The sequence below is a fragment of the Pseudomonas sp. Yb2C2 genome, assembly GCF_052112325.1.
Classification (GTDB): Bacteria; Pseudomonadota; Gammaproteobacteria; order Pseudomonadales; family Pseudomonadaceae; genus Aquipseudomonas; species Aquipseudomonas marginalis.
On the sequence record NZ_JAVAJK010000011.1, the window covers coordinates 163,871 to 188,833 of the forward strand.

At 62.3% G+C, this 24,963-nt stretch carries 19 protein-coding genes; 12 read left to right on the top strand and 7 right to left on the bottom strand.

Translation table 11 applies throughout. The features are described from left to right. Positions 1-99: 99 nt before the first annotated feature. The 3 genes from Q8X51_RS17240 to epsC form a co-directional block, all read right to left on the bottom strand. The gene (locus Q8X51_RS17240; RefSeq protein ID WP_330215696.1) at positions 100-1,449 is read right to left on the bottom strand and encodes an OprD family outer membrane porin; all 1,350 of its coding nucleotides are present in this window, start codon (positions 1,447-1,449) and stop codon (positions 100-102) included. A gap of 158 nt (positions 1,450-1,607) precedes the next feature. Further along, complete coding sequence (gene betT / locus Q8X51_RS17245) at positions 1,608-3,569, bottom strand: choline transporter BetT (protein ID WP_162844283.1); 1,962 nt, start codon at positions 3,567-3,569, stop codon at positions 1,608-1,610. 403 nt (positions 3,570-3,972) lie between these two features. Then, positions 3,973-4,899: a serine O-acetyltransferase EpsC gene (gene epsC / locus Q8X51_RS17250; protein WP_027607830.1), complete on the bottom strand. Its 927-nt coding sequence runs from the start codon at positions 4,897-4,899 to the stop codon at positions 3,973-3,975. A 166-nt stretch (positions 4,900-5,065) separates the two neighbouring features. Between epsC and Q8X51_RS17255 the strand changes: the two genes are divergently transcribed. The 12 genes from Q8X51_RS17255 to Q8X51_RS17310 all read left to right on the top strand — a co-directional run bounded on the left by Q8X51_RS17255 (position 5,066) and on the right by Q8X51_RS17310 (position 17,115). Then, positions 5,066-6,061, top strand: a complete 996-nt coding sequence (locus Q8X51_RS17255; protein ID WP_407693512.1) for a D-cysteine desulfhydrase — start codon at positions 5,066-5,068, stop codon at positions 6,059-6,061. Positions 6,062-6,445: 384 nt separating this feature from the next. Continuing rightward, positions 6,446-7,246: a cystine ABC transporter substrate-binding protein gene (gene tcyJ / locus Q8X51_RS17260; protein WP_065925824.1), complete on the top strand. Its 801-nt coding sequence runs from the start codon at positions 6,446-6,448 to the stop codon at positions 7,244-7,246. Continuing rightward, complete coding sequence (gene tcyL / locus Q8X51_RS17265) at positions 7,246-7,911, top strand: cystine ABC transporter permease (protein WP_065925825.1); 666 nt, start codon at positions 7,246-7,248, stop codon at positions 7,909-7,911. Before tcyJ ends, tcyL begins: the two co-directional genes overlap by 1 nt. Before the next feature lie 3 nt (positions 7,912-7,914). Continuing rightward, positions 7,915-8,661, top strand: coding sequence for an L-cystine ABC transporter ATP-binding protein TcyN (gene tcyN, locus Q8X51_RS17270; protein WP_027607834.1), 747 nt, complete (start codon positions 7,915-7,917; stop codon positions 8,659-8,661). Positions 8,662-8,966: 305 nt separating this feature from the next. Further along, positions 8,967-9,743 (top strand): hypothetical protein, encoded by a 777-nt coding sequence (locus Q8X51_RS17275; RefSeq protein ID WP_137212723.1) that lies wholly within the window; start codon positions 8,967-8,969, stop codon positions 9,741-9,743. A 187-nt stretch (positions 9,744-9,930) separates the two neighbouring features. Next, a complete protein-coding gene (locus tag Q8X51_RS17280; protein ID WP_065925828.1) occupies positions 9,931-11,172 on the top strand; it encodes an SfnB family sulfur acquisition oxidoreductase in 1,242 nt (413 codons plus the stop codon). Positions 11,173-11,196: 24 nt separating this feature from the next. After that, a complete protein-coding gene (locus tag Q8X51_RS17285; protein WP_407694655.1) occupies positions 11,197-12,390 on the top strand; it encodes an SfnB family sulfur acquisition oxidoreductase in 1,194 nt (397 codons plus the stop codon). Next, on the top strand, positions 12,390-13,742 hold the full coding sequence (locus Q8X51_RS17290; protein WP_065925830.1) for an LLM class flavin-dependent oxidoreductase: 1,353 nt from the start codon (positions 12,390-12,392) through the stop codon (positions 13,740-13,742). The genes Q8X51_RS17285 and Q8X51_RS17290 overlap by 1 nt, the downstream gene beginning before the upstream one ends. 145 nt (positions 13,743-13,887) lie before the next feature. Then, on the top strand, positions 13,888-14,703 hold the full coding sequence (locus tag Q8X51_RS17295; RefSeq protein WP_065925831.1) for a MetQ/NlpA family ABC transporter substrate-binding protein: 816 nt from the start codon (positions 13,888-13,890) through the stop codon (positions 14,701-14,703). Beyond that, positions 14,700-15,815, top strand: coding sequence for a methionine ABC transporter ATP-binding protein (locus Q8X51_RS17300; protein WP_065948525.1), 1,116 nt, complete (start codon positions 14,700-14,702; stop codon positions 15,813-15,815). The genes Q8X51_RS17295 and Q8X51_RS17300 overlap by 4 nt, the downstream gene beginning before the upstream one ends. Next, on the top strand, positions 15,805-16,449 hold the full coding sequence (locus Q8X51_RS17305) for a methionine ABC transporter permease (RefSeq protein ID WP_016974994.1): 645 nt from the start codon (positions 15,805-15,807) through the stop codon (positions 16,447-16,449). The genes Q8X51_RS17300 and Q8X51_RS17305 overlap by 11 nt, the downstream gene beginning before the upstream one ends. A 39-nt stretch (positions 16,450-16,488) precedes the next feature. Further along, the gene (locus Q8X51_RS17310) at positions 16,489-17,115 is read left to right on the top strand and encodes a class I SAM-dependent methyltransferase (protein ID WP_407694656.1); all 627 of its coding nucleotides are present in this window, start codon (positions 16,489-16,491) and stop codon (positions 17,113-17,115) included. A gap of 83 nt (positions 17,116-17,198) precedes the next feature. Here the strand turns inward: Q8X51_RS17310 and Q8X51_RS17315 are convergent, their stop codons facing one another. The 4 genes from Q8X51_RS17315 to Q8X51_RS17330 form a co-directional block, all read right to left on the bottom strand. Continuing rightward, entirely contained in the window at positions 17,199-19,373 is a 2,175-nt protein-coding gene (locus Q8X51_RS17315) for a glycoside hydrolase (RefSeq protein WP_065948526.1), read from the bottom strand. A gap of 161 nt (positions 19,374-19,534) precedes the next feature. Further along, on the bottom strand, positions 19,535-22,591 hold the full coding sequence (locus tag Q8X51_RS17320; RefSeq protein WP_407694657.1) for an efflux RND transporter permease subunit: 3,057 nt from the start codon (positions 22,589-22,591) through the stop codon (positions 19,535-19,537). Beyond that, on the bottom strand, positions 22,588-23,658 hold the full coding sequence (locus Q8X51_RS17325; protein WP_065925836.1) for an efflux RND transporter periplasmic adaptor subunit: 1,071 nt from the start codon (positions 23,656-23,658) through the stop codon (positions 22,588-22,590). The genes Q8X51_RS17320 and Q8X51_RS17325 overlap by 4 nt, the downstream gene beginning before the upstream one ends. Further along, complete coding sequence (locus tag Q8X51_RS17330) at positions 23,655-24,737, bottom strand: efflux RND transporter periplasmic adaptor subunit (RefSeq protein WP_065948527.1); 1,083 nt, start codon at positions 24,735-24,737, stop codon at positions 23,655-23,657. Before Q8X51_RS17330 ends, Q8X51_RS17325 begins: the two co-directional genes overlap by 4 nt. Positions 24,738-24,963: the final 226 nt, after the last annotated feature.

Sequence of the window (24,963 nt, forward strand, 5' to 3'; positions counted from 1 at the left end):
TCTTGGACGTAGGCAAATAAGGCCTGGGAATAACGATATTCCCAGGCCTTTTAACCAGCTGAATCGCTTAAGTCTGCCCTTCCGTTTTACAGCAATTTCCTACCAGAGTGGAACGACATAGCTGACATAGAAGCGGTTTTCATCCTGCACGGTGGCACCGGTAATGTCCGGACTGGCGTGGGCGTTTTTCCACGTGACGCCAAGGCCTTTGAGGGTACCGGTCGGCACTTGATACGCCACCGCCACGTTTCGCTCCCATTCGCTGGTGGTGCCCTGGGCGGTGCGGATGTCATCGCCGTGGGCGTAGGCGGCGGAGAACGTCAGGCCGTTGAGGCCGAGTTTGCCCAAATCATATCTGTACTGCGCCAGCCAGGTACGTTCGCCGGCATGCTGGAATTTGTTCAACTGCATGTTGGTCAGCGCCGGGGTGTCGGCACCCGAGCCTGGGCCTTGGCGCGCGTCACCGCTGTTAAGGCCGGAGTCGAGGTACGGGAAGTCGCTGTCGCCGCTGTTTTTCTGGATGCCCAGGCCGACGGTATGGCCGTCCAGGCTGTAGCTTTCCAGCAGGCTGACGGTGGACTGGTTGATGCGGCCCTTGTTCACGCCGTCGCCATACAGGCCCGCTGCGGCAAAGTCCTTGTCGCCGTCGGCGTTGCCGCCCACACCCAGGCTGCGGAACACGCGCACGTCGGTATCGATCGCACCGACCGACAAGGCGTCATGGCGCTTGGCACCGAGGAAAAACTGCTGGTAGTAGTCCTCAAGGTTGGAGTACCACAGGCTGACAGTGGTGTTCTGTATCCCGGTGTAATCCGCACCGCCGAACAGGAAGCGGTCGCTTTCTTTGGTCCCGCCAGCGGTGATCATGCCCTGGTCGCCGGTTTCGTTGCGGATCTTGGTCTTGAAGATATCGCCGCCGGTGAAGGTGAAGTCGCTGAGATCCTTGGACACCAGTTGCACACCGGTATTGGTCTGCTGGTAAAGGCGCCCGTCGGTGTTGGCGAGTATCGGGTTGTTGCCGTAGAGCGTGCCGACGCGCAATTCATCCTTGGCGAAACGCATCTTGAACGTCGGGCTCAACACGCCGAACTGGTCGGCGGACTTGCCATTGTCCAGTGGGAACATGCTGCCGGGGTAGCGGCCCTGGTGATCCTTGTCGTTGAGGTCGCCGCCGGAGTCCAGTTTCAGGCCGTAGAACGCCTGTAGATCGAGGCCGAAGCCCACAGGCCCCTCGGTGTAGCCGGACTTGAAGTTGAACTCGAAACCCTGGCCCCAATCCCGAATGCTATGGGCCTTGGCATTGCTGCCCACCACGTCCCGTCCCTGCTGGTTGAGATAGCGGTTGAGCAGGGTCACGTCGGCGTGGCTGTCATCGATAAAATCGGCGTGGGCGGACAGCATAAAGCTCGCCATGGCGGCTCCCACCACAGGGCTTAAAAACGTCTTCATGGGTACCGGTCTCCGTCACTGTTCTGAAATGAAAGCGTCAAACGCTTCACACAATTACGCAGTGGCCAGATGACAGTTACGCGTCAAAACAGCGTCTTGACGGATGAAATTAAGTTTAAGAAAGCCCCGTAGAACGGGGCTTTGCGGGGAGTTTAACGTCAGCGCACCAAGTGCAGGAACTGCAGGTGGCGCTCGTACTGGTCAAGGATGTCGTTGATGATCTGCTCCTTGGTGTAGCCCACCAGGTCGTAGTCCTGACTGCCCTCGCTCAGGTGCACTTCCGCGCGGTAGTAGCGGCGATTGTTGAGCTGCTTGGAACCCATGCCGCCGCGTGCAAATGAGGGCGTGAAATAGCCGCGCATCTGCACCTGGTACACGAACGGATGCTCTTCGCCGTGACCGATTTCCAGGCTGACGCTGTCGTTGGACGGGTCCGGCTGGGTGACGACGTTGAGGCCTTTTTCGACAAACACCGCCGTCACTTCTTCGATCGCCGGACGCACCGTGGTCTCAAGGAACCGGTACACCTCGTCCCTCGACGGGAAATGCACGGCCTGGCTCAAACGCTGGCGCCAACCGCCGGTGCCCTTGCGGGAGCCGGACACCGGCGCCAGCGAATGCAACTGCGCAATCTGCTTTTGCGACTCTAGGTAGAAGGCCTTGTGCAGCCCCCACATCATCAGCAACAGGATCAGCGAGAACGGCAGCGAGGTCAGCACCACCGCCGATTTCAGCGAATCGATGCTGCCGGCAAACAGCAAGGCACTGGTGACCAGCGCGGTCATCGCACCCCAGAACACCCGCAGCCATTTCGGCCCATCTTCATCGGCGTTGCCGCCTTTGGAAGAGAGGGTGGACAGCACTACGGTGCCCGAGTCAGCGGAAGTTACGAAGAATACGAAGCTGATGAACACCGTGACCGCGATCACCGTCTTGCTCCACGGGTAGGTTTCCAGCAGCAGGTAGAGGCTCATCGACGGATCATCGATGGCCGACTGGCCGAGTGCAGTCATGCCGTGGTTGAGCACCTGGTCGATGGCGCTGTTGCCGAAAATCGACATCCACGCCAGGGTGAAACCCAGCGGGATCAGCAGCACACCGAACACGAATTCGCGGATGGTCCGGCCACGGGAAATGCGCGCGATAAACAGGCCTACGAATGGCGACCATGCAATCCACCAGGCCCAGTAGAACACCGTCCAGCCGCCCAGCCAGTCGCTCGGTTTGTCGTAGGCGTACACATCGAAACTCTTGGTCGGCAATGCGCCCAGGTAGTCACCAATGTTCTGGATCAGGGTATTGAGCAAGTGCTGGGTCGGCCCGGCGAACAACACGAACAGCAGCAGCGCGCAGGCCAGCAGCATGTTGATATCGGACATCACCCGCACGCCCTTGTCGACGCCGGCCACGGCGACCAGGATCGCCGCGCCCATCATCAGGGTGATCAAGCCGACCTGGATCCACTGGGTGTGGGCAACGCCGAACAGGTAGTCGAGGCCGGAATTGAGGTGCAGCACGCCAAAGCCCATGTCGGCACCCAGGCCGAACACCGTGGCAATGATGCCGAAGCCATCCACCGCATAGCCGATAGGGCCATTGATGCGCTTGCCGATCAGCGGATACAGCGCCGAGCGCAACGCCAGCGGCAGGTTATGCCGGTAGGCGAAATACGCCAGCGCCATGCCGACAAACGCAAACACGCCCCAGCCGTGCAGGCCCCAGTGCAGGAACAGCACCTGCATGGCCTGGCGCGCGGCGTCGGCATTCATGGCCTCGCCCTGGGGCGGTTGCACCAGATGCGTCAGCGGCTCGGACACGCAGAAGAAGAACAACGTGATGCTGATTCCGGCGGCGAACAGCATGCCGGCCCAGGACAGGTAACTGAATTCGGGCTCGTCGTGGTCGGCACCGAGTTTTATCTTGCCGTAGCCCGATAGCGCGGTGACCACCACGAAGACCAGATACAGGGTCATCGCCAGCATGTAGTACCAGCCGACCGTGTTGGCCGCCCAGTTTTGCGCCGCCAGCAACCAGGCCCCGGCCTGTTGCGGGATAGCGATGACAGTGATGCCGAACAGCAAGATGAAGGTGGCGGCAAAGTAGAAGACCGGCGCATTCATGCGCACCAGGCCGCTGGATGGGGTGGACGATGCACTCATGAACGATGCACCCCGAGGGTGAGGGATGTGGCTGTATAAAACGGACTCAGCAAAGGTAAGCCTCCTGTTGTGAGCGGGCAGCGAACCACCGGGTTTAACTTGAACGAACGTTCAAGTTAAACATAGGTAGGCGGTCTGGGACTAATCGCAGGGCTGAGTGGTAGATAATTCCTACACTAGCTCAAGGATTGGTATGACGGGTGGAAGAGGTAAATCGTTCAGTGATTGCGGGGTAAATCTGGAATGAGGCTAACAATGTGGGAGGGGGCTTGCTCCCGATGGCGGTGTGTCAGTCAATGGATGTACCAACTGACACTCCGCTATCGGGAGCAAGCCCCCTCCCACAGGGGATCTGCGTAGGGCTCTACTTCTGCGCACCGTCGTCATGCTGCAGATTCGCCTGCGTAATATTCGCCCCCGCCGGCACACTGCGGGTCAGCCACACATTGCCGCCAATGGTCGACCCCTTGCCGATGGTGATGCGTCCGAGAATCGTCGCCCCGGCATAGATCACCACGTCGTCCTCGACAATCGGGTGGCGCGCATGGCCCTTCTGCAGTTGCCCATCTTCATCCGCCGGGAAGCGCTTGGCCCCCAAGGTGACGGCCTGATAGATGCGCACCCGCTCGCCGATGATCGCGGTTTCACCGATCACCACGCCCGTGCCGTGGTCGATGAAGAAGCTCGGGCCGATCTGCGCGCCGGGGTGGATATCGATGCCGGTGGCCGAGTGGGCGATTTCCGCGCTGATCCGTGCCAGCAGCGGCAAGCCGGCGCGGTACAGGTGGTGGGCCAGGCGATGGTGAATCACCGCGAGGATCCCCGGGTAGCACAACAGCACTTCATCCACGCTGCGCGCGGCCGGGTCGCCGTGGTAGGCGGCGAGTACGTCGGTGTCCAACAGGCTGCGCAGGGACGGCAAGGCCAGGGCGAAATCCTGGATCAGCCGGATGGCATGGGCGTCGATCTGGCTGTCATCCTCGCCGCCCTGGCGCGCGGCATAACGCAACTCCAGGCGCGCCTGGGCCAGTAAGGCATTCAGGGCGACGTCGAGGGTATGGCCGACGTAGAAATCTTCACTTTCTTCACGCAAGTCCGCCGGCCCCAGGCGCATCGGAAACAGCGCACCGCAGAGGGACTCGAGAATCTGGGCAACGGCTTCACGGGACGGCAATTCGCGACCGCCATGCTCGCCGCTCAAGCGGCCATTGCGTGTTCGCCACTGGTCACGGGCGCTGCGCAGTTGGCTGACGATGGTCTGTAACTGCCAATGGCTGGAACGCTCACTCACGGTATTCACTCCTGACGTAATGGCCATCACTTTACGGTATCCACCCTGGCCGCCCTTAAGAACCAATGGTGTGATGCTAAGAACCATCAGGCATAAGCGATTGACGGTTGCCCGATGAAAAGTGCCTGCCTATAGTCGCTCCATCCCTTAGCCACCGTGCGTAGCCATGATCAAGCAACAGCTCGACCGTTTTAACCGCCTGGAACTGCTCGGCGGCGCCACCGCCCTGGAAAAACTCGAACGGCTGTCGACCTGGTTGGGACGCGACATCTACGTCAAGCGCGACGACACCACGCCGCTGGCCATGGGTGGCAACAAGCTGCGCAAACTCGAATACCTGGCAGCCGATGCCATCGCCCAGGGCGCCGACACCCTGGTGACCGCCGGCGCGATCCAGTCCAACCACGTACGCCAGACCGCCGCCCTCGCCGCCAGGCTCGGCCTGGGCTGCGTCGCCCTGCTGGAAAACCCCACCGGCACCGAAGACCCCAACTACCTGGGCAACGGCAACCGCCTGCTGCTGGAGTTGTTCGACGCCAAGGTAGAGTTGGTGGAAAACCTCGACAACGTCGACGACCAACTCAACGCCCTTGCCGATCGCCTGCGCAGCAACGGCAAGAAGCCGTACCTGGTGCCTATCGGCGGTTCCAATGCCCTCGGCGCCCTCGGTTACGTGCGCGCCGGCCTGGAGCTGGCCGCACAGATCGAAGACAGCGGTATCGAATTCGCCGCCGTGGTGCTGGCCTCCGGCAGTGCCGGCACCCACAGCGGCCTGGCCTTGGCATTAAGCGAAGTACTGCCGCAGTTGCCCGTGATCGGCATCACCGTATCGCGCACCGAAGAAGTGCAGTTCCCGAAAGTCCAGGGCCTGGCCGAACGCACGGCCGAGTTGCTCGGTGTGGACATCCCCGACGCGTTCAAGGTGATCCTGTGGGACGAGTATTTCGGCCCCCGTTATGGCGAACCCAACGCCGGCACCCTTTCGGCGGTCAAGCTATTGGCAAGCCAGGAAGGCCTGCTGCTGGACCCGGTCTACACTGGCAAGGCCATGGCCGGCTTGCTGGACGGTATCGGGCGTCAACGTTTTGAAGACGGGCCGATTATTTTCCTGCATACCGGCGGGGCACCGGCGTTGTTTGCCTATGACTCGGTTTTCAACTGAATAAATGCGGGCCAAATGTGGGAGGGGGCAAGCCCTAATGCCAGTCAGTTAAGGCTTTTTGTAGGAGCGAGCTTGCTCGCGAAAAACTCACAGGCGCCGCGTTCATTCAGGAAGCACGCGTTATCGTTGACGTTTTTCGCGAGCAAGCTCGCTCCTACAGGAGGCGATGTACGCTTAACTGACTGGCATTAGGGCTTGCCCCCTCCCACATTAGACTCAACACATATTCAAAAATAGAATATCCATTGAGTTTAATATTATTTTCAAGTCTTAAAACCCGACTTTATCATCGCGCCGCAGGCGAAGACGCGCTACGCGCTTTAAGGCAGGATACGACTACCGCGTCACCTGCTTCGCTCAACATAAAAAACACAGGGGCTCTTCATGACTATTTCTGTATTGCGTCGCACGTTGCTGGTTGGCACTTTGGGTCTGGCTCTCGGCGCCGGTTGGCTGGGCCAGGCGGTTGCCGGCGAGCAACTGGGCAACATCAAAAAGGCCGGCGAGATCAAAATCGGCCTGGAAGGCACCTACCCGCCGTTCAGCTTCCAGGATGAGAAAGGCAAACTGGCGGGCTTCGAAGTCGAGCTGTCCGAAGCGCTGGCCAAAGAACTGGGTGTGAAGGTCAAGCTGCAGGCCACCAAATGGGACGGCATTCTGGCGGCATTGGAATCCAAGCGTCTGGATGCAGTGATCAACCAGGTGACCATCTCCGACGAGCGCAAGAAAAAATACGACTTCTCCGAGCCCTACACCGTTTCCGGGATTCAAGCGCTGGTCCTGAAAAAGAACGAAGACAAGCTCAACATCAAATCAGCCGCCGACCTGGCCGGTAAAAAGGTGGGTGTCGGCCTGGGCACCAACTACGAGGAGTGGGTAAAAGCCAATGTGCCTACCGCTGATATCCGTACCTACGAAGATGATCCTACCAAGTTCCAGGACCTGCGCATCGGCCGCATCGACGCCATCCTGATCGACCGCCTGGCGGCCCTGGAATATGCCAAGAAAGCCCCGGACACCGTCGCTGCCGGTGCTGCCTTCTCCCGTCAGGAAGCCGGTATTGCCCTACGCAAAGGCGAACCTGAACTGCTTGAGGCGGTGAACAAGGCCCTCGACAAATTGCGCGCTGACGGCACCTTGAAGAAGCTGTCGGATAAGTACTTCAACGCTGACGTTACTCAATAATGGAAGCAAAGCTCCAACTCGTCCTGGATTCCACGCCCTTCTTGCTGCAGGGCGTGTACTTCACCGTCATCCTGAGCCTGGGCGGAATGTTTTTCGGCTTTCTGCTGGGCTTCGGCCTGGCACTGATGCGCCTCTCGCGCATCAGGCTGGTGAGCTGGATCGCCCGCGTCTACGTGTCGTTCTTTCGCGGCACGCCGTTGCTGGTACAGCTGTTCGTGATGTATTACGGCCTGCCGCAAGTGGGCATCGAGCTGGACCCGATTCCCGCCGCCCTGATCGGCCTCTCGCTGAACATGGCCGCATATATCTGTGAAACCCTGCGTGCCGCCATCAGCTCCATCGAGCGCGGCCAGTGGGAAGCCGCTGCCAGTATCGGCATGACCCGTGTGCAGACCCTGCGCCGGGCGATCCTGCCGCAGGCGATGCGTACGGCACTGCCACCACTGGGCAACAGCTTTACCTCACTGGTGAAGGACACCTCGCTGGCCGCAACCATTCAAGTGCCGGAGCTGTTGCGCCAGGCACAACTGGTGTCTGCGCGGACCTTCGAAATGTTTGCCATGTACCTGTCGGCCGCCCTGATCTATTGGGTACTCATCAGTATCCTGGCGCATTTCCAAAACCGCCTGGAAGACCGGGTCAACCGGCATGACCTGGAGTCTTGAAGCATGATCGTGGTTGAAAAACTGACCAAACAGTTCAACGGCCAGGTTGTGCTCAACGGCATCGACCTGGAGGTCAAGGAAGGCGAAGTCGTCGCCATCATCGGCCCCAGCGGTTCCGGCAAGACCACCTTCCTGCGCTGCCTGAATTTCCTCGAAGAACCCACCAGCGGCCGGATCAAGGTGGGCGACATCCAGATCGACGGCAGCAAACCGCTCAACCAGCAACAAGGCCTGGTGCGGCGCCTGCGCCAGCACGTGGGTTTTGTGTTCCAGAACTTCAACCTGTTCCCCCACCGCACAGCGCTGGAAAACGTCATCGAAGGGCCGACCGTGGTCAAGAAGATGCCCCGTGAAGCCGCTGTTGCCCTTGGGCGCAAGCTGCTAGCCAGGGTTGGCCTGGCGGGCAAGGAAGACGCCTACCCACGGCGCCTGTCCGGCGGCCAGCAACAGCGCGTGGCGATTGCCCGCGCGCTGGCCATGGAGCCGGAGGTGATCCTGTTCGACGAACCCACCTCGGCGCTGGACCCGGAGCTGGTGGGCGAAGTGCTGGCGACCATCCGCAGCCTCGCCGAAGAAAACCGCACCATGGTCATCGTCACCCACGAAATGAGCTTTGCCCGCGATGTGGCCAACCGGGTGATCTTCTTCGACAAGGGCGTGATCGTGGAGCAAGGCGAAGCCAAGGCGTTGTTCGCCAACCCCAAGGAAGAACGCACCCGGCAGTTCCTGAGCAAGTTCCTCGCCCACTGATGTGCCGAGGGAGCTTGCTCCCTCATCACACAATCGGCTCCTACAGGAAATCCTCGCCATCCACGCGTAAACCCGCCGTCTCCCCGTTCCAAAAATCCCCTGCCCGGTCAGACCCTTCTGAATCTGCTCCAACCCGCCGTTTAGCCTTTTGCCGCCATTGACGCTCCTTGGCCAACCCTCTTATCTAGCGTCCAGAGGATTGGATCCTATCCCGGCTACTCACTGAATCGTTCCTTTCAGCCCACCTGCGCACCCGCGCCGCGGGGCTGGAACGATTGCTGCTGGCTGCATCAAGGAGATTACTTATGACGCGCACTGCAACCCCGGCCCTGCTCACAGCCCCCACCTTGCCCCAGGCTAACCGGCACGGCATCAACGCACTGGCGGCCAGTCAACTGCAGGTGGACATCGCGCCTTACCCCGGCATGGATGAGGGCGACTTGATCGAACTGTTCTGGAACAACTGCTTTGCCGCCTCACGCAGGGTGAGCGCGTGCAAGGTCGGCTCACCGACCCATCTGCGGGTGCCGGAAAGTTTTGTGCAGGACGGCCTGGCCCAGGTGCATTACCAGGTCATGCAAGTCGGTCGTGCACCTGCCCGCTCGGCCGTGAAAGGTGTGTGTGTAAAGACCCGATACCCCGGTGGCCAGCCCTCCCCCCTGTACAGCGACGAAAACCACAACCTCGCCCCCGTCGGTTTGCCCGAGACCATCCGTCGCTACGGCGTCAACGGTCGCCAGGTGCGACGGGGTATTCCGCTGACCATCGCGCCTTACCTGAACATGGCCACGGGCGATGCCATCACCCTGCGCTGGGGAGATGTACGCATGGACCTGCCACGGATCCAGGCCAAGGCCGTCGGGGTGGTCGTGCAGGTGTGGGTGCCTTCGACGGTGATTGTCGAGGCCGGTGATGACAGCCGCCTGGAGGTGACGTACTGCATTCTCGATCGTGTCGGCAACAATTCACGCTGGGCGCCCACGCGCACGTTACGCATTGCCGCCTGCGCGCCGAGCCAGCCGGCCGGGACCGCGCGGGTCTACCAACCACGGCCCCTCGGCTCGCCCTGTGAACCGGGGTGACAGACCTTCTATGCATATTCCCAAAAGTTAGTTTATTTAAATATTTAACACGCTTAGGGTATATGCACCGGACCACCGGACATCTCTGATTTTTCTGTTTTTATTTCATTGAATGCGAGGTCGGTATGGTCAGAATTACCCCGGTGCATAACGCCAGGGCATTACGTGCAGCCAAGGAGCGGCGCTGATGTCTAACTTGGCTCTAACACCCCCCCAGCGTGATCTGGACGTTGCTCCCCTGCTGTTGCCGGCCGCTGTGCTGCGCAACGATGCAGAGGCGCTGCAGGCTGCCCATGAGCTGGCCCAGGCCGCGCGCCTGCACGCCGCCCAGCGTGACCAGCAACGCAAGCTGCCGTGGGCGCAGATCGAACAATTCACCCGCAGTGGGCTGGGCAGTATTTCCATCCCCCGCGAATACGGCGGCCCACAGGTGTCGTACACCACCCTGGCGGAGGTGTTCGCGATCATCAGCGCGGCAGACCCGGCCCTCGGGCAGATCCCGCAGAACCATTTCGGCATCCTGCAGGTGTTGCAGGGCGCCGCCACCGAGCGCCAGAAAGAGCAACTGTTCCAGAGCGTCCTCGACGGCTGGCGCATCGGCAATGGCGGCCCGGAACGCGGCACCAGGAACACCTTGGAGCTCAAGGCGCGCATCACCGCCCAAGGCGACGGTTACGTGATCAGCGGCCAGAAGTTCTATTCAACCGGCGCACTGTTTGCCCATTGGGTGGCCGTGAAGGCGCTGAACGACGACGGCAGGCAGGTCATGGCGTTTGTACGCCGTGGCACCGCAGGGCTGCGCATCGTGGATGACTGGTCGGGCTTCGGCCAACGCACCACCGCCAGCGGCACCGTGCTGCTGGACCGCGTGCCCGTGGACGCCGAACTGGTCGTAGACAACTGGCGTATCGGCGAAAGCCCGACTATCCAGGGCGCCGTTTCCCAACTGATCCAGGCCGCCATCGACGCCGGCATCGCCCGTGGCGCGCTGGATGACACCATCGCCTTTGTGCGGGAGCGTTCGCGCCCGTGGATCGATGCCAAGGTCGAGCGCGCCAGCGATGACCTCTACGTGATCGCCGATATCGGCAAGCTGAAGATCGAACTGCACGCCGCCGAGGCGCTGTTGCGCAAGGCCGGGCAAGTGCTGGACCAGGTCAGCGCCGCGCCGATCACCGCACAGTCCGCCGCGCGAGCGTCGATTGCCGTGGCCGAAGCGAAGGTGCTCACCACTGAAGTGTCGTTGCTGGTCAGCGAAAAGCTCTTCGAACTGGCCGGCAGCCGCGCCACCCTCGCCGAATTCAACCTCGACCGTCACTGGCGCAACGCCCGGGTGCACACCCTGCACGACCCGGTGCGCTGGAAGTATCACGCCGTCGGCGCCTATCGCTTGAACGGCACGTTGCCGGCTCGCCATTCCTGGATTTAACCGACCAGACCTCTGGAGAAACTCATGACCTTTTCTCACCGTGTCGCGGTTATCACCAGCGACGAACAAGCCCTTATTGTCGCCAGCGACCTGGCCGAAGACTTGCGCCGCGACAGCGCCCAGCGCGACCGCGAACGCCGCCTGCCGCTGCCCGAACTGGACGTGTTCTCGCGCTCCGGCCTGTGGGGCATCAGTGTGCCCAAGGCGTACGGTGGCGCGGGCGTGTCCAACGTCACCCTGGCCAAGGTCATTGCCCTGATCGCCCAGGCGGATGCCTCCCTGGGCCAGATTCCGCAAAACCATTTCTATGCCCTCGAAGTGCTGCGCGTGAATGGCAGCCCTGAACAGCAACAACGCCTGTACGCCGAAGTACTCGCCGGCCAGCGTTTCGGCAACGCCCTGGCGGAACTGGGCACCAGGACCGCCCACGACCGTGTTACGTCCATCACCCGCGACGGCGACGGCTTCCGTATCACCGGCCGCAAGTTCTACGCCACCGGTGCGATCTATGCCCAGCGCATTCCTACCTCGGTGGTGGACGAACACGGCATCCAGCAACTGGCCTTCGTGCCCCGCGACAGCGAAGGCTTGACGGTCATTGACGACTGGAGCGGCTTCGGCCAGCGCACCACCGGCAGCGGCTCGGTGGTGTTCGATAACGTGTGGGTCGCCGCCCACGACGTGATCCCGTTCCAGAGCGCTTTCGAACGCCCGACCACGGTCGGCCCGCTGGCGCAGATTCTTCACGCCGCCATCGACACCGGCATCGCCCGCGCCGCCTTTGAAGATGCGCTGCACTTTGTGCGCACCAAGACCCGCCCGTGGATTGACTCCGGCAACGACAAGGCCACCGAAGACCCGCTGACCCTGAAGAGCTTCGGCCACCTGAGCATTCGCCTGCACGCCGCTGAAGCCTTGCTGGAGCGTTCGGCTGAATACCTCGATCGCGCCCAGGCCGACAGCAATGCAGAGACCGTTGCGGCAGCGTCCATCGCCGTCGCTGAAGTACGCGCCTTGAGCACCGAGATCTCCCTGGCCGCCGGCAGCACCCTGTTCGAGCTGGCCGGCAGCCAGGCCACCCTGGCCGAGCACGGCCTCGACCGCCACTGGCGCAACGCCCGCGTGCACACCCTGCACGACCCGGTGCGCTGGAAGTACCACGCTGTGGGCAATTACTACCTCAACGCTGAAAACCCGCCACTGCGGGGGACCATTTGATGGCAAAGAAAAAGATCCTGCTCAATGCCTTCAACATGAACTGCATCGGGCATATCAACCACGGTATGTGGACCCATCCACGGGACACGTCCACCCAGTACAAAAGCATCGAGTACTGGACCGACCTCGCGCAAACCCTGGAGCGCGGGCTGTTCGACGGTTTGTTCATCGCCGATATCGTCGGCGTGTATGACGTGTACCAGAACTCCATCGATGTGCCGCTCAAGGAGTCGATCCAGCTGCCGGTCAATGACCCGCTGCTGCTGGTTTCGGCGATGGCCGCCGTGACCCGCAACCTCGGCTTCGGCCTCACCGCCAACCTCACCTATGAGCCGCCGTACCTGTTCGCCCGGCGCATGTCCACGCTCGACCACCTGAGCCGTGGCCGGGTCGGCTGGAACATCGTCACCGGCTACCTCGACAGTGCCGCCAAGGCCATGGGCCTCACCGAACAGGTCGAGCATGACCGGCGCTACGACCAGGCCGATGAATACCTGGAAGTGCTCTACAAACTCTGGGAAGGCAGCTGGGAAGACGACGCGGTGCTCAACGATCCGCAGGCGCGGGTCTACGCGCAGCCGGGCAAGGTGCACAAGGTCGAGCACCATGGCGAGTTCTACCAGGTCGAGGGTTATCACCTGTGCGAACCGTCGCCGCAGCGTACGCCGGTGCTGTTCCAGGCCGGCAGTTCAGACCGTGGCCTGTTGTTCGCCGGGCGCCATGCCGAGTGCGTATTCATCAGCGGGCAGAACAAGGCCGCGACCAAGGTGCAGGTGGACAAGGTGCGCGCCAGCGCGGTCGAGGCCGGGCGCAATCCGGATGACATCAAGGTGTTCATGGGGCTGAACGTGATCGTCGGCGCCACCGAAGAACTGGCCTGGGCCAAGCATGCCGAGTACCTGAGCTATGCCAGCGCGGAGGCCGGCGTCGCGCATTTCTCGGCCTCCACCGCGATTGATTTTGCCCAATACGAACTGGACGAGCCGATCCAGTACGTAAAGAGCAACGCGATCCAGTCGGCCACCAAGAACCTGCAGAACAACGACTGGACCCGACGCAAGCTGCTCGAACAGCATGCCCTCGGCGGGCGCTATATCACCCTGGTCGGCTCCCCCGGACAGGTCGCTGACGAGCTGGAATCCTGGATCAGCGAAACCGGGCTGGATGGCTTCAACCTCACGCGCATTGTCACGCCGGAAAGCTATGTGGACTTTATCGATCTGGTGGTGCCGGAGTTGCAGAGGCGGGGGTCGTACAAGACCGCCTATGAGCAAGGAACGTTAAGAGAAAAAGTCTTCCAAGGCAGCGCCCGTCTACCCGAACAACACACCGGCTCGACCTACCGCCACTGATTGAAAAATGTGGGAGGGGGCTTGCTCCCGATAGCGGTGTATCAGTCACCGGATTGGTTTGCTGACACTCCGCTATCGGGAGCAAGCCCCCTCCCACAGTGGATCTCCACTGTTTGTACAAATACCTTATGACTGGAAATCGACCATGAAAAAAACACTGCTCTCCCACCCAGTCAAAGCACTGGCCCTGGCCTTCGGGTTGTTCAGCTCGGCCGTATTCGCCGCCGATGCACCGTTGAAAATCGGCACTACCGCCGCCTTCGCGATTCCCCTGGAAGCCGCCGTCGCCGAAGCCGGCAAGCAAGGCTTGAAGGTCGAGCTGGTGGAGTTCACCGACTGGATCGCCCCCAATGTCAGCCTGGCCGCCGGCGATATTGACGTGAACTACTTCCAGCACATCCCGTTCCTGGAAAACGCCAAGGCCGCCGCCGGTTTTGACCTGGTGCCGTACGCGCCGGGCATCATCAACAACGTCGGCCTGTACTCGAAAAAGTACAAAAGCATCAACGACCTGCCCCAGGGCGCCAGCGTGGCGATTGCCAACGACCCGATCAACAGCGGTCGCGGCCTGCAACTGCTGGCCAAGGCCGGCTTGATCACCCTCAAGCCGGGCGTGGGCTACAAGGCTACCGAAGAAGACATCGTCACCAACCCGAAAAACATCAAGATCCTGCAAGTCGAGGCCGTGCAACTGGTGCGCGCCTATGACGATGCCGACCTGGTGCAGGGCTACCCGGCCTACATCCGCCTGTCCAAGACCTTCGATGCCGAGTCGGCGCTGCTGTTCGACGGCCTCGACCACCCGGAATACGTGATCCAGTTCGTGATCCAGCCAAAAAGCAAAACCGACCCGCGCGTGATCAAGTTCGTCGACATCTACCAGCACTCGCCGGTGGTGCGTGCCGCCCTGGATAAATCCCTCGGCAAGCTCTACCAAGTCGGTTGGGAAGATAAAAAATGACCGCCGCCCACGCTCGACTGCGCGACCTGGGCTCACCGCCCAGGGACGCCGAACAGACAGAACTGCATCCGGACCTGAACCGCGCGCACGTGCGCTTTATCAACCTGGGCAAGACCTACGACGGCGGCGTGCATGCCTTGCAAGGCATCGACCTGGCGATCCAGCACGGTGAAGTGTTCGGTATTATCGGCCGCAGCGGCGCCGGCAAATCCTCGCTGATCCGCACCATCAACCGCCTGGAACAACCCAGCAGCGGGCGCGTGCTGATCGATCAGGTGGACATCGGCGACTTCGACGAAGACCACCTGGTGGCGCTGCGTCGGCGTATCGGCATGATCTTCCAGCACTTCAACCTGATGTCGGCCAAGACCGTGTGGCAGAACGTCGAGTTGCCGCTGAAAGTCGCCGGCGTGCCCAAGCCCCAGCGTGAGCAAAAGGTGCGTGAGCTGCTGGAATTGGTCGGCTTGCAGGACAAGCACAAGGCCTACCCGGCGCAGCTGTCCGGCGGGCAGAAACAGCGCGTGGGCATCGCCCGTTCGCTGGTGCACGACCCACAGATCCTGCTGTGCGACGAAGCCACCTCGGCCCTCGACCCGGAGACCACCCAATCGATCCTCGGCCTGTTGCGCGAGATCAACCGACGCCTGGGCCTGACCATCGTCTTGATCACCCATGAGATGGCGGTGATCCGCGACATCTGCGACCGCGTGGTGGTGCTGGAACACGGGCGCATCGTCGAGCAAGGCACGGTGTGGCAAGTGTTCGGCAACCCGCAGCACGAGGTCAGCCAGACCCTGCTGGCGCCGCTGCAACATGGGCTGCCGGAAGAACTGCAAAGCCGTTTGCACACCCAGCCTGAATCACCGGACGCCGCCGTGGTGCTGCGCTTGCAGTTCACCGGCAGTGCCAGCGATGAACCGGACCTGGCCGCGCTGTTCAGCGCCCTCGGCGGGCGGGTGCGTCTGCTGCAGGGCGGTGTCGAGCGGATTCAGGGGCATGCCTTGGGGCAACTGCTGCTGGCGGTGAATGGCTCGCCCCATGGCACCGAAGAACTGCGCAACCGCGCTGCGAACTGGGCACAACAGGTGGAGGTGCTGGGCTATGTGGTTTGATCGTTTGGTGCAAGGCGCCATCGACACCTTGTTGATGGTCGGCGTGTCATCGTTGATCGCCTTGCTGGTGGGCATTCCGCTGGCGGTGTTTCTGGTGACCAGCGACAAAGGCGGCATCTACCAGGCGCCGGCGCTGAATCGGGTGCTGGGGGCGTTCGTCAATCTGTTCCGCTCGATTCCGTTCCTGATCCTGATGGTGGCGCTGATCCCGTTCACGCGGCTGATCGTCGGCACCACCTATGGGGTGTGGGCGGCGGTCGTCCCGCTGACCATCGCCGCCACGCCTTTTTTTGCGCGGATCGCCGAAGTGAGTCTGCGCGAGGTCGACCACGGCCTGATCGAAGCTGCCCAGGCCATGGGTTGCCGACGCTGGCACATCATCTGGCATGTGCTGCTGCCCGAAGCGCTGCCAGGGATTGTCGGCGGGTTCACCATCACCCTGGTGACCATGATCAACTCGTCGGCCATGGCCGGGGCGATCGGGGCCGGTGGCTTGGGCGACATTGCCTATCGCTATGGCTACCAGCGCTTTGATACGCAGATCATGCTCACGGTGATTGTGCTGCTGGTGATCCTGGTGGCGGTGATTCAACTCGGCGGCGATCGCCTGGCGCGAGTGCTGAACAAGAGGTGAGGTATAGTCGGGCCATCTCAGCGCCCGGTATTCATCACCATGCCCCTCAAGCCCGACGACCTCGACCAGATCACGTCCACCACCCTCGGCCACTACAACAAGGTGGCCGAGGATTTCCGTGAAGGCACCCGCGATCACGATGTGAGCCAGAACATCGACGCGCTGCTGCGCCATATCCAGGGCTCGGCGCCCTTTACCGTGCTGGATTTCGGCTGCGGGCCGGGGCGGGATTTGCAGACCTTTACGCGCCTGGGGCATATCGCCGTCGGCCTGGATGGTTCCGAGCGGTTTGCGCAGATGGCGCGCGAAGACAGCGGCTGTGAGGTGTTGCAGCAGGACTTCCTCAAGCTGGATTTACCCGCCGAACGCTTTGACGGGATCTTTGCCAATGCAGTGCTGTTTCATATCCCCAAGCAGGAACTGCCCCGTGTGCTCAAGCAACTGCATGGGGCGTTGAAGCCCGGCGGTGTGCTGTTCAGCTCCAATCCACGGGGTGAGAACCAGGAAGGCTGGAATGGGCCGCGCTATGGCGCCTATCACGACCTCGAGGCGTGGCAGGCACTGCTCACCGCCGCCGGCTTCGTAGAACTGGAGCATTACTACCGACCCGCCGGGTTGCCTCGACCCCAGCAGCCCTGGTTGGCCAGCGTTTGGCGCAAGGTTTAAGTCTGGGCAAGCCCACTCCCACATTTGGAATGCATTCCCCTGTGGGAGGGGGCTTGCTCCCGATGACGGACTGATACACACCACTACTGCACCTGATACACCACCGATTTCTCATCCACCACCGCTGTCACACTCCTCGCCGCAAACCCCTCTCTCGACCCCGTGGAAAAATTCGCCACCAACCGCGTGCCATCGGCAAACGTGGTTTCCTGCACCTGCCGATCCGCCGTCAGCCAGCGAAACCCGGTCATCGCCTGGGTGGCCAGGCGCTCATGCAACGGTCGGAAAAATCGATCCTGGCGCTGGATCAGCGGCAGCCGCGCCTTGAGCGTCGCAGCACTCAGGTGATACAGCGGCGGCACGTTGTAGAGCAGTTGGGTCAGCTCATTTTCAGCCCGTACATTGCTCAGCTTGAGGCTGTCGAACAGCCAGTGATGGGTGGTGATCACCGAGCCATGGAACACCGCCTGATACAGCGGCAGGCGCAGCGTCGGGTCGAAGTAGAGGGTGCGAAACGGCTCGTTCAGCGGCACCGACTTGAAGAACACCGCCGGTTGCTCCGGCGGGTACCAGTTGCCCACGTAGTAGGGCGACTGTTTGTCCTGGGTCATGTCGCGATCCCCCCAGCCCAGCACCGGGGTTTGCATGCCATGGGCGAACAGGATGCCCTGGGCGGTGATGGCGTTACCGTCTTCGGAGCCGGTCGGCAATTGCAGCGTGGTGTTCAGCCAACGGGCTGCATCGATATTGCCTTCGGCGTTTTGCGCCTGGGTCATCGGTGCACTGTCGCGGTAACTGTCGAACAGCATGCTGGTGGCGTACGCATCAAGAAACCAGGCGTTGAAGCCGGCAACGGCCTGCACGGCTTTCACCCGCGCCTCCAACAGAGGTCGCACACAGCGCGGGTCGGTGTAGTGGCCGGACTGCTGGAAGCCGGTCTTGGGTGTGCCGTCCCTCAACACGATGGCGCAGTCGCGGTAAGCCTGGCTGCCCAGGTGGGCGGTGGTCCAGTCGGGGTTTTCGGTGGCGGACAACGCGGTTTGGTAGGAGTCGTAGGGCGCCATCAGGTAGCCGGCGTCGACACCGGCGCGGATGGTCTCGGGGTGCCAGAGGCCGCCTTCCCAGCCTTCGCCCAGGGTCAGCATCAAGCGTGGCAGCCCGGCGTCGCGCAGCGTCTGTACCACCTGGCTGCCCCAGGTGCCGGGGCTATCGCGCAGGGCACCGGCAAAGTCCACGGCCAATTCGCGACGCAACTCGCCGTAGCGCGCGGCAAGACGGCTCATATCGGGCTCGTCCACCTGCCAACTCTGCCGGGCCTTCCTATTGATCGCGGCATTGAGGCCGCGTAACAGCACGCTTTGCTCGTAGCGATTCAAGGCGCGGGGCTGCGCCAGCAGCGCTGCGGAGTCCTTGTCCAACAGGCCTCTGAGTTCATGAGCGCGCAAGCGCTGGAGCAACAACGGCCAATCACGCACATCCTCCGGCGCCAGCAGGTCATTGCCCCACAGGTAGACATGGCTGGCGCCCAGCAGCTTTTCAGCCCCAGGGGTTTGCCGCAGCTTGTCTGCCAGGGGTTCATAGCGCCCCTGCTCGACCAGCCATCGGCGATAGCGCTTGGCCCCGGCCAGCGGATCGCTTTCGCCCAGGTGCAACAGCAGGGTCATGGGGGCGGCAGGCCCGAGCGAGGTGAACTCATGGGCCAGCGACAACGCCTGGCCCCGCCAGCGCAGGCGGTTGTTATAGGGATTGGTCAGCAGCCAGTTGAGGGTGAAGGCGCCGTGATCGACGCCCCACAGCGGCAGGCTGAGGTCCTGGGTGGTGTTGATGTCACCTTGCGCCACCAGGAAAGCGTTCCACATGGCATTGCCGGCCGGCACGTAATGCCCTTCGGCCAACGGCCACATCAACCCTCGGCCCATGGCGCTCGGCGGTTGCAGAAGAATCGGCAGCTCACCGGCTTCCCGCGCCGTGATCGACAGCACCAGGTCGCGCTGCTCAAGGCTGGCAGTCACGCGATAGGCACCGTCATCCCATTGCCAACTGGCCTGTTGCGCGTTTTGTGCAGGTTGACTGACAGCACGCGCCGCTACACCGTTGGAGGCCTGCACCTGCGGCTGGCCACTGGGTGTCACACGGATGGCGAGGGTGGCCGGATCGAGTTCGACTCGCCACAACGGGTTTTCCAATACGGTGCCGGCAAAGGCCAGGGGCGACAGGAACAAGCAGCAGATCAGCGAGGTAAGACGCAGACGGTTCATGGCAGGCGACCGTTGAGAGGTGGAGGTCGAAGGGTAAAGCACTCAACGGTTGGCCAGGGCAACAGGCGTCACTTCCGGAAATTTCCCACGTCTCAAATGCCCAGCTGAGATCAATTGTGGGAGGGGCGGTGCGACGATTCGACTTGCTCCCTCCCACATTTTTAACCGTGTTGTTCCTGCTTTGGTTCGCGGATCTTGTACCAGGCCACATACAGCGCCGGCAAAAACAGCAGCGTCAGCAAGGTAGCGATGATGATCCCGCCAATCATCGCGTAGGCCATCGGCCCCCAGAACACTTCGCGGGCAATCGGGATCATGCCCAGGCTCGCCGCAGCCGCCGTGAGCAGGATCGGCCGGCGCCGATGCTCGGTGGCTTCCACTACCGCGTCCCACGGCGTGTAGCCGGCCACTTCATATTCGTGGATCTGCGTCACCAGGATCACCGAGTTGCGGATGATGATGCCGATCAGCGCCAGGATGCCGAGGATCGCCACAAAGCCCATGGGCGTGCCCGTGGGGATCAGCGCCAGCACCACGCCGATCAGCCCCAGCGGCGCGACACTGGCCACCAGGAACATCTTCTGCACGCTGTGCAGCTGGATCATCAGGAACGTCGCCATCAGGAACAGCATCAACGGCACCACGCTGGCAATCGGGCCCTGGGCCTTGCCGCTTTCTTCCACGGTGCCGCCCGTCGCAACCTTGTAGCCCACCGGCAGGCCGGCGCTGAATTTGTCGATATCGGGTTTCAGCTGCTTGACCAGATCGGTCGGCTGCATCTCATCGCGCACCGAGGCCTTGATGGTGATGGTCGGCTTGCGGTCGCGACGCCACACCAGCGGCTGCTCCAGCTCATACCGCACAGTGGCGAAGGCCAGCAGCGGAATCGAGGTGCCGTTGGGGGTGACGATCTGCAGGTTCTGCAAGGTTTCCGGCGTGCCACGTTCGGCGTCTTCGGCACGGCCGACCACGCTGATCAGGTAGATATCGTCGTGCACCTGGGTTACCGAAGCACCACTGACCACGCTGTTCATCAGTTGCGCCACGTCTTCGGAGGACAGCCCGAGCTGGCGCGCCTTGTCCTGGGCAATGTCGATGCGCAGCACTTTGCCCGGCTCGTTCCAGTCGTAGATGATCTCGCCCAGGTGGGTGTTTTTATCCAGCAGGGTCGCCAGTTCGATGGCGTGTTTGCGCACCTGGTCGGTGTCTTTGCCAGACACGCGGTACTGGATCGGACGCCCCACCGGCGGGCCCATTTCCAGCGGCTGCACGAAACTGCCGATGCCCACGAAGTCGTCGCGCAGGCGCTTTTGCAGGCGCGCAATCAGGGCACCGCGCTCTTCCAGGCCTTTGCTGACGATCACCAGTTGCGCGTAGTAGGGGTTTTCCAGTTGCTGGTCGAGGGGCAGGTAGAAACGGATCGCGCCCTGGCCGATATAAGTGCTCCAGCGTGCAATGTCCGTGTCGTCCTTGATGATCGCTTCGAGGCGGTCGACGGCCTTGCGCGTCTCGTTGATCGAGGCGTTTTGCGGCAGGTTGAGGTCGACGAGGATTTCCGGGCGGTCCGACGACGGGAAGAACTGGTTCTGCACAAACTGCATGGAGAACACCGACGCCACGAACAGGCCCACGGTGATGCCGATCGCCCACCAACGGTTGCGCATGGCCCACAGCATGCCGCCATTGAACGCGCGGCCGATGCGCCCCGGCTCGGCGTCGTGGGGTTTCACCTTGGCACTGAGGATATGCACGCCGATCACCGGCGCAAACAGCACCGCCACCACCCACGACACCAGCATCGCTACGGCAATCACCGCGAACAGGGTAAAGGTGTACTCGCCTGCCGAACTGGCGTTGAGGCCAATCGGCACGAAGCCGGCGACGGTCACCAACGTACCGGTGAGCATCGGAAATGCCGTGGAGGTGTAGGCGTAGGTCGCCGCCTGCTCCTTGGTTTCGCCTTTTTCCAGGCGCGTGATCATCATCTCCACGGTGATCATCGCATCGTCCACCAACAGGCCGAGGGCGATGATCAACGCCCCCAGCGACACACGCTGCATGGTAATGCCGCTGTATTCCATGAACACGAATACCAGCGCCAGCACCAGTGGAATCGAGCACGCCACCACCAGCCCGGCGCGCATGCCCAGGCTGATAAAGCTCACCACCAGCACGATAATCACCGCTTCGAACAGCGCGCTGGTAAAGCCGCCGACGGCCTCTTCCACCACTTCGGCCTGGTCGGAGACCTTATGCACACCGACGCCCACCGGCAGGTCGGCGGTCAGCTCGTCCATCCGCGTGTGCAGCGCCTTACCGAACGACTGGATATTGCCGCCCTTCTGCATGGCGATGGCCAGGCCAATCGCCGGCTTGCCGTTGAAGCGGAACATCGGCCGCGCCGGGTCGACGTAGCCACGGCTGATCTCGGCGATATCCGCCAGGCGATAGAAGCGGTCATTGAGGCGCAGGTTGACGTTGGCCAGGTCTTTCTCCGAGGCGAACTGCCCCGAGGTACGCACCGAGATGCGCTCCGGACCGGCCTCGATCACGCCGGCGGGGGTCACCGCGTTCTGCGATTGCAGGCTTTGCACCACCTGGCGCTGGTCGATGCCCAGGGCCGCCAGTTTGCGCGTGGAGAAGTTCAGGTAAATCACTTCGTCCTGCTGGCCGATCATCTCGACCTTGCCCAGCCCCGGTACCGAACGGATCTCGGCGCGCACCTGCTCCACGTAGTCGCGCAACTGGCGCATCGACAGGCCGTCGCCGGTAAAGGCATACACCGAGCCGAACACATCACCGAATTCGTCGTTGAACGACGGCCCCTGCAAGCCCTGGGGGAAGGTGCCGCGAATGTCGTCGATCTTCTTGCGGACCTGGTACCAGATCTCCGGGATGGCCTTGGCGCTGGTGGTGTCCTTGAGGAACACGAACACCGTGGATTCACCCGGCCTGGTGTAGCTTTTCACGTAGTCGAGGGCGTCGAGTTCCTCGAGCTTCTTCTCGATGCGGTCGGTGACCTGCTTGAGGGTTTCTTCCTGGGTCGCGCCCGGCCAGCGGGTCTGGATGACCATGGTCTTGATGGTGAACGAGGGGTCCTCTTCACGGCCCAGGTTCATGTACGAGAACACGCCCATCAGCAGCGCGACGAACATCAGGTACCAGACAAAGGACTGATGCTTGAGGGCCCAGTCGGATAAGTTGAAGCTGCCTTTCATCGCGGGCTGTCCTCGTCGATTTTGACTTTCTGCCCGGGCTTCAGGCTGTTCACGCCGGCGGTAACGATACGCTCGCCGGGTTTGACGCCGCCGTTGAGCAAGGCGCTGTCAGCATCACGACTCAGCACCGTGATGTCGCGCGGTTGCACGGTCTGGCTTTGGGTATCGAGGATCCAGATGCGGGTCTTGCCGTCGACTTCCTGCAAGGCGCTCAGGGGCAACTCGATGCGTGGGGCGATGGCCGAACTCAAGGTCACGCTGATCGCCGTGCCAAGGCGGAACGCGGGCGGCGTTTCGGCCAGGGTCAGGCGCGCGCGACGGGTGCGCGTGGCGCTTTGGGCCTGGGGTTCGATCTCGCGCACGGTGGCGGTGGTGTGGACGCTGGGGTCGAGTTGCCCGGCGACGAGGAATACCACATCCGCCGGCAGGCGCTCGGCGAGGCCGGCGGGCAGGTCGATCACCGCCTCCTTGATGTCCGGGCGCGCCAGGGTCACCACTTGCTGACCGGCGCTGACCACCTGGCCGGCCTCGGCATTCCAGGCGGTGACGATGCCGGCGTGGTCGGTGCGCAGCTCGGCGTAGTTGAGCTGGTCCCTGGCCTGGTTGACCGAAGCCTGGGCCTGGTCGAGGGAGGCCTGGGTGGTTTTCAGGTCGGTCTGGGCCACGTCCAGTTGGGCCTGGGCGCCGACGCCACGGTTGAACAGCTCCTGCTGGCGGCGGGCATTGGCCTGGGCGTTGATGAACTGCGCCTGCACCCGCGCCAAATCGCCTTGGGCGGCGCGCAACTGGTTCTGTTGGTCGGTAGGGTCGAGCACCGCGAGCAAGGCGCCCTTGTCCACTTCGGCGCCCACATCCACGGCACGCCGGGCGATGCGACCGGGGACGCGGAAGCCCAGATTGCTTTCATAGCGCGCCTGGATGGCGCCGGCGAAACGGCCGAGGGTTTCCTGGTCCTCGGACTTCACTTCCATGGACAGCACCGGGCGCAAGGGCTCGGGCGCCGGTTCTTCCTTTGAACAGGCCATCAGCAACAGGCTGGCGGCAAGTACGACCGTCAGGCGCTTCATGGCTGGGCTCCTGGCTGGGCGATCTCGACCAGCATGCCGGGGTGCAGCAATTGCCCACCGGCCACCACGACTTTTTCGCCGCCCTTGAGGCCGTCGCCAACAATCACTTTGCCTGTGAGGTAACGCGCCACCGTGACCTTGTGCAGTTGCGCCTTGCCCTCGCCGTCCACCAGCCATACGGCGGGCTCGCTGAGGTCTTTGGTCAACGCCGACCACGGCAGCTCGATACTCGCCTTGGCCGGGCCATTGGCGGTGGCGCTGACCACCGAACCAAGCCGCATGCCTTCGGGTAACGATTGCAGGGCGATCTTCACTTGCACCGTGCCGGTATTGGCGGCCACGGCAGGCGTGACTTCACGCACTTTACCCACGGCCTTGATGCTCGGGTTATCCAGCAGGCTGACGGTGATCGGCGCATCCGGCGGCGGCTCAACCAGCAGTGACTCATAGACGTTGAACACCGCGTCGCGCTCGCCATCGCTGGCCAGGCTGAAAATCGGCACGGTGGCCTGCACCACCTGACCGACTTCGGCCTGGCGCGCGGTGATCACCCCCGGCGCATCCGCGATCAGCGCGGTATAGCCGAGTTGTTCACGGGCGTTGGCCAACTGCGCCTGCGCGGCGGCCAGGGCACTTTGGCTGCTGCGCAGCGCGGCCTGGGCGGAATCGTATTCGCTGCGGCTGGTATAGCCCTTGGGCAGGAGCTTTTCCTGGCGCACAAACGCAGCGGCGGTTTGCTTGACCCGCGCCTGCTCGGCCACGACCTGGGCCTGGGCGGAATCGACGTTGGTCTGCAAATCCTTGGGATCGAGCCTGGCCAGCACCTGTCTGGCTTTGACGCGATCGCCTACATCCACCATGCGCTGGATGATCTTGCCGCCGACGCGGAAGGACAAATCGGTTTGCACGCGGGCCTGGATATCTCCGGTCAGCGTGACGGCCGCGGCGAAATCGGCGGGTTGTACGGTTTGAACAAAGACCCGCGAATGGGCCTTGGGCTCAGCTTTTTCCTGGCCACACGCGCTCAGCAACACCACTAAACCCAGACCGACGATACAGATGGAAATACGACCGCCCATGCAGACTCCTTGTGCGCGATGCGATGTGCCAGTGTGTATGCGACTGTGAGCTTAGTTCAGGGTTCCTTATCTGCATGGGGCTCCCGCACCCCGAGGCTTCGCAGGCCGGCCAGACCTGTGAGTTCTAACAGTAGACGGCCGCCGCCAACCCTCGTAAATATTGGCTCCCGTCTTGCTGCGCGGACATTCCCACGCGCTGCCGTGCAAGCACCTCACTTACCCGTAC